A 5,590-nucleotide genomic window follows, 5' to 3' on the forward strand; every position below is an offset into this window, starting at 1 on the left:
GACGGCTTCGTCAGACGTGCGGCATCAAACCCGCTGGCCTTGCCCGTCAAACAGGCCGACCTCGAAGACAATCTCCGACAGGCCGAACAAGCTGGCAAGAAAACGGAAAAATACCAGCGCGGCCTGGATCTCCTGCGCGACATCAGGAACGGACAATAGGAACGCGGACAAAGGTCGGGAATCGGCGCAAGGGCGCACTCCTCGGCTTCCGTGTCACGTGCAGAGCGCGACCGCAACCTGGCCTCCGCTTGCAGCGACGGAGCCCGTTTGGCCGCATTTCATGCTTTGTTGGCAAACCACACCGTCGGGGCGCCGAGCACGCCTCCCGTGCGCATCGCCGTCTTCAACTCGTCCAGCTTGCTGAATGCCTGCGCCGCTTCAAGCGTGGCAAACTCGTGGGTGACGGTAATATCGTTCGGATTGTCGATGGCGCGATAAACGGCTTGCGCCGTCACCCCATTGGCCTTCTGCACCGGCGAAAAGCCATCATATATCTTGCGCCAGGCGGCATAATCGGAGACCTCGTGCCTTACGAATAATGTCGTCATATCATCCTCCCGCGTTGTATTTCCAAGTCTCGTCGAGATGTGTGTTATGATTGAACGAGGAACGTCATGGTCTCGGGCAAGACGCCGTCACTCGCCATCGCATCGGCCGCTGCCTTGGTCTGCATGAAGGCCATCAACTTTTCCATGTCTGCAACGTCCATGACCAAGCCGACGCGGTTGGAGTTTTGAGGGTCTGTAAACGTGCGAATGTTCGTGACGCCAACGGGTTCCAATACCTGCTTGCGGATGGGTGAGGCGAGCCAGTGTTTCGTGTCTTTGACGTCGTGGCAGATCATTATGGTAGGCATTGCGTCCTCCTCTCAAGATTTCGGAAACTGAAAGCTGAGTATGCTGCGCTTTGCCGGATTTCATTACAGCAATGTCGCGAAGAGTGGGTTTTTCTTATTCATTAGTTGAAGGTATAAATATAATTATTGGGTAATTCGAAAATATTATGCGACGGCGGCGTTGAGCGCGCATTGGTTTTTGAAAATAGGTTCCGGAGTCAGCGAGCGTCATCGGCGCTAAGATATGATCGTGATGCCCGCACGGCGCCCATAGTCCCGCAGTTCGAGAAGGAGATCGGCGTCCGCACCGGCGTCGATGGATTGAACGACGTCGAGCCGGTCCTCTGCCAAGCGATCCTCGAACAGGATGATGCATTGTTCGGGGTCGCACTGGCGGGACGTCCAGATCAACCCGTCAATGTCGGCGCGCGCCCGATGAATGGTTTCGGCCCACAGGACGGTCTCGCCATAGGTCGACTTCGGCGTTTCGATGAGATCCGTTCGACGGAGTTTCCAGGCCTTCAAATCGGGTGCGAAAAGGCTTGCCAGCTGCAGATCACGCTTTGGCGCGATGACGCTGACCGTTCGCGCTTCGACGACGGCAAGCCGGACGGTCTTGAAAGCGGCGGCCGGTTCGATGTCGTGAAAGATCGACTCGAAGGCGGCCGCCTCTCTGCTCGTTGCCGCATAGAGCGTCGCGACACAATTGCCGTGCGCGTCGTTGAACGGTGCAAAGCGCGTCGGCTGTCCCTTGCAGGGATTGAATTGCCCTGCCCGGAACGAAGACAGATGGCTTCGGTGAAGCGCCGTACCTGCCTTGATCGTCCGGATGTTGATCGTTGGAAAGGGCGACGGCGGGCTTGGCAGAGGAGGGTGGCTCACCCAATGACCTCTTGCCGCTCGCGGGCCGCGGCAGCAGCCACCGCGTCGATATCGTCAAGCACATCCATGGGCGCCTTGTCGTTCAGCCAGCCGTTCGTTGAAACGAACCAGAATGCGCGCTGCCATGGAGACAGGTTTTCCGGAAGCGCCACAAGCGCCTTCTTGATCGCAGGATGCGGCCGTCCGTCCCGGAGCTGAAACGCCGGAAAATATTCGGCGCCGCGATGATGTACTGAGAAAATGTCGCCGGCTTTCTTCCAGCGCGCCGCAGTCGCGTACAGGTTTCTCGCGCTTGAGCCGGCGCGGTTTCCGATCTCCGCGCTGGTGAGCTGCGGCACCTCAGCGATGAAGCGATCCCTGAGCTCCAGATTGTCCGCTGCGAGCACGCCGCGCGCCTCCCCAAGCTCATCAGGCAGGATAACATCCGCGAGCTTGTTGATCGCGTCTTCCAGCCGGCTTTCTTCCAGCGAGCCGCTGACGCGGACCATCGTCTGGAAGAAGGTCTTGACGGATCTGCGATGTCCTTCCGGGAGATCGGGTTTCAAGCCGATTACCACGGAATCCCCGACCGCAACATTTGCCATCGCCCTGGCGAGCTTCGCGAGTTCGGGGTCCGCGTTCTCAGGAAAAGCAGATCGATCGACGGCGAACTTCGTCAGGGTCTGCAGGAAGGCATCCGCGAACGCATCGCGCAGAGCGTTTTCATCCGAGGTCCGTTCTGAAGCAACGCCTTTGCGCCGGCGGCCAGCCAATGGCACGGTTCGTCCGTCGTTGGCGGACGACCGATCAATCATGAGAAATTCGGAAAAGAGAGCTTCGGTCATTTCGGCCACGTGAGATTGATGATGAACATCTCAATATCACTTAAGTCATGCAAAGTCGATTGCAATGGGGAGTGTCAGGAGGACCATACAGCTACGGCTGGAGGGCGAATGCTGGCACCCGCGCGCCTTTCTCGCGAAAGACTCGCTCTACTTCGTCGAGGCGGGGGTAGGCCGGCGGGTTATCGAGCGCTTTTGCCCAATTCTCGCGACTGGGAAGGGCCATTGCCGCAGTTCCGAGCATGGTGGTTCCGGGACCGATGTCGCCGCGCAGCTGCGGCAGCAGGGTCTTGGCGTGGATGAGATTGGTGTTTGGGATCGGGCTCATCGCATGGCCGACCCTAGGATTGGGCGATAGATCCACGATGGCGCTGACGTCGGTCTGCCCGTACCAGACAGCCCGGCCATCCCTTGCATCGGAGCGGTCGGCATTGAAATCAGCGCGCTCGATCGCAAAACCGCCCTCGATGGTGCTGAGGGCGCGCGGCGTGGCGATGCGGTGTAGGCGGATGTGCCACGGGTTTTCGGGAAGCAGCCAGGTTTCGACCGTGACGTCGTTCCAGGGGCGCCAGCGCGAATAGAGCAGGTCGTCAGCGATCAGCGCCTCTTCGAGGGTCTCCCGCATGCGGAAATGGACGCCGTCGTCGGAGAGGCCGAGCATGCCGTCGAAGCTTGCGGCGGAGAAGTTCCGGTCGTCGGCTTCGATGTTGAAGGCGTAGCGCGTGGAATAGACGAATTTCGAATATTTCTCGTTTGCGCCGAGCATCTTGTCGTGCTGCTGCCCTGAGGAGAGTACGACCACGTTTCCCGGCGTGTGCATGGCGACCATTCCCGCCGGCTTCAACGCAACCGGCTCCGGAAATTCCGGCTGCGGTGCCTCCTCGGCGGTCCAGAACGGATGATCCCCTGCAAGGGCGAGCGGCAGGAAGAATTTCAGCGCCCAATAGGGTGAACCGGGTGAGTTGTAGCTCTCGCTTATGAAGAGGTTCGGATAACCATAGCCAACCGAGAGAACGCCGTCGCGCTCGGCAATCGGCATCGTCGACCACCAACGGATATGGCGCATGTAATAGCCCTTGATCTCGGCCCAGGGCAGGGCTTCGACGCCGGCAAAGGCAAGCGCGCCCCAAAAGCCGCCCGCCGCGAAGCGGTAGGTCTGGCTACGGCCGAAGGCAAGTGCCGCACCATCGGGACCGAACCAGTGGCGGATATCCCCGGCAAACGTCTGGGCGCGATCCCGGAAGCGCTCGTTGCGCGCCTCGTCGCCCTTGGCCAGCACCGCATAGATCAGGCCGTAGAAATGCATGGCGAAGGGAATGTAATGATCGACCCGCCGCACCGGCCCGTCGCGATACCAGCCGTCCCCGAGGTCGAAGGCTTCCAATTCATCGAGATAGGCGAGGGTTTTCCGGTGATCGAACGACACGCTTACGCGATCCAGCCCGAGGTCGATCAGCACACGGAAGAATTTCCAGTTGTTGTCGATGAATTCCAGCTCGCGCGCTCTGAGAAGATAGGCAGCGACCGTCTTCTTTTCGCTGTCGTCAAGCGGTTCCCAGATGTGCTCGGGTACGAGCGCCAGGGCGAAGCCGACGGCGGCGAGTTCGACCAGCCGCTGATTGCGGTCGGCAAGATCGCCCCAATATTCGGGATGAGCGGGATTGGTGCCGTTTGCCAGCCCGCAGCGATAGAGAGCCCAATGCGGAAACGCGCCGCCGCCGGCAACAAGCGGAACGATCCCCCAGAGCGGCCGCGCAAATCCCTCCAGATCCGCCGCCGCCCGGTCGAAGATCGCGCCGGCCGCGCCGAGGCGCACACGGGCGCCGCCTTCGGAAAAATACGGCAGCAGCGGTTCGAAGAGATCGGTGACGGCCTTGGCGAGGTCGTCGCGTGTCTTCAGGGGATTGCCGAAAAGCGGATTGGCCCGGGCGGGATCATATATCATTGTTAGGCTCGAAATTCATGAAAAGCAGGATCGGCCGCGGGCAGGTATTGCCCGCGGCCGTCGATATTTCTGGACGCTTACTTGATGGCCTTCACGCCTTCGGTCATTTCCTTCAGCCCGTCATCGACGGAGGTGCTGTCGGTCATGATCGCGTCATGCGCACGGTTGAGCACGACCTCGATCTTGGCGGCGTTCGGGTTAACCGCCATCTCCAGGTAGGTTTTCGACGGCTTCAGCGCCTCCTTGCTGGCCGCATCCTCGGGAAAGCCGGGTGTTGCCGCGATCTTGGCGCTGACGTCATCCGTCTTGAGCGCAGGGAAGGTACCCGTCGACGCGATGACTGCTGCGCCGTCAGGACCGGTGACGAACTTGATGAAATCGAGCGCGGCATCCTTGTGAACGGAATTGGCGTTGACCGCCAGGCCCGAGATCTGCGCAGCGGTCGTGCCAGTTGCCACACCGTCGGGATGCGGGAACTTCACGATGCCCCAGTTCTTGCTCTTCGATTCACCCGATTTCACCTTGGTGATCTGGGTGCCGACGAACCAGGTTCCCATCGGCAGCATGCCGATCGTGCCGTTGAAGAAGAGCGCCGAATAATGCGTGTTCGACGTCTTCAGGAAGGCATAGGAGGGAATCGCGCCATCCTTCTGCAGTGTCAGCGCCCGCTCGTACCAGGGCTTCAGGAAGCCGTAGTCGCCGTCAACAAGCGTGTGTTTTCCGTCGAGGATGGCGGGCAATTGAACGGTCGACCGCCAGGTATGCAGAAGCGCGCCATAGGTCTTGTTGGTGCCCATGCCGCCCGAAAGCTTCTCGGCGGTCTCGTCGAACTGCGCCCAGGTCATGTCATTGGTGGGGTAGGGGACGCCTGCCTTGTCGAATATATCCTTGTTGTAATAGACGACCCAGAAGTCGGAGCGGAACGGCAGGGAGTAGATCTTGCCATCGATGGTCAGTTCCTCGATCAGGCCGCCAAAGGGAGCCGGGTCGATCTTCTGATCCTTCACGAAGCCGCTGAGATCGGCGATGTTACCGGCGCGCACCAGGTTGGTGTAGCCCGGCACATCCTTGATGGTGACGATGTCGATGTCCTTGGAGCCGCCGGTC

Annotated in this window: 6 protein-coding genes and 1 pseudogene; 1 reads left to right on the forward strand and 6 read right to left on the reverse strand. The window is 60.1% G+C overall.

Translation table 11 applies throughout. From position 1 onward, the window contains the following. Positions 1–159: pseudogene (locus FY112_RS37310) on the forward strand (metal-dependent phosphohydrolase); the annotation flags it as partial. 119 nt (positions 160–278) lie between these two features. Here FY112_RS37310 and FY112_RS01735 read toward each other — a convergent pair. From FY112_RS01735 to FY112_RS01760, 6 genes are all read right to left on the reverse strand, one after another. Continuing rightward, positions 279–548, reverse strand: coding sequence for a hypothetical protein (locus tag FY112_RS01735; protein ID WP_017956749.1), 270 nt, complete (start codon positions 546–548; stop codon positions 279–281). Positions 549–592: 44 nt separating this feature from the next. After that, on the reverse strand, positions 593–856 hold the full coding sequence (locus FY112_RS01740; protein WP_151517497.1) for a hypothetical protein: 264 nt from the start codon (positions 854–856) through the stop codon (positions 593–595). A 216-nt stretch (positions 857–1,072) separates the two neighbouring features. Further along, positions 1,073–1,717: an RES family NAD+ phosphorylase gene (locus FY112_RS01745; RefSeq protein WP_151517498.1), complete on the reverse strand. Its 645-nt coding sequence runs from the start codon at positions 1,715–1,717 to the stop codon at positions 1,073–1,075. Continuing rightward, entirely contained in the window at positions 1,714–2,541 is an 828-nt protein-coding gene (locus tag FY112_RS01750) for a hypothetical protein (RefSeq protein ID WP_151517499.1), read from the reverse strand. Before FY112_RS01750 ends, FY112_RS01745 begins: the two co-directional genes overlap by 4 nt. A gap of 91 nt (positions 2,542–2,632) precedes the next feature. Then, positions 2,633–4,483, reverse strand: coding sequence for a DUF2264 domain-containing protein (locus tag FY112_RS01755; protein WP_151517500.1), 1,851 nt, complete (start codon positions 4,481–4,483; stop codon positions 2,633–2,635). A gap of 77 nt (positions 4,484–4,560) precedes the next feature. Beyond that, positions 4,561–5,590, reverse strand: a 1,030-nt coding sequence (locus FY112_RS01760; RefSeq protein WP_151517501.1) for an extracellular solute-binding protein, incomplete at its 5' end; no start/stop codon positions are given.

The sequence above is a fragment of the Rhizobium sp. PEPV16 genome, from assembly GCF_008919455.1.
Taxonomy (GTDB): Bacteria; Pseudomonadota; Alphaproteobacteria; order Rhizobiales; family Rhizobiaceae; genus Rhizobium; species Rhizobium leguminosarum_Q.

Coding starts and splice junctions, on each gene's coding strand:
- FY112_RS01735 (WP_017956749.1), bottom strand. CDS start 548: ATGACGACATTATTCGTAAGGCACGAGGTCTCCGATTATGCCGCCTGG.
- FY112_RS01740 (WP_151517497.1), bottom strand. CDS start 856: ATGCCTACCATAATGATCTGCCACGACGTCAAAGACACGAAACACTGG.
- FY112_RS01750 (WP_151517499.1), bottom strand. CDS start 2,541: ATGACCGAAGCTCTCTTTTCCGAATTTCTCATGATTGATCGGTCGTCC.
- FY112_RS01755 (WP_151517500.1), bottom strand. CDS start 4,483: ATGATATATGATCCCGCCCGGGCCAATCCGCTTTTCGGCAATCCCCTG.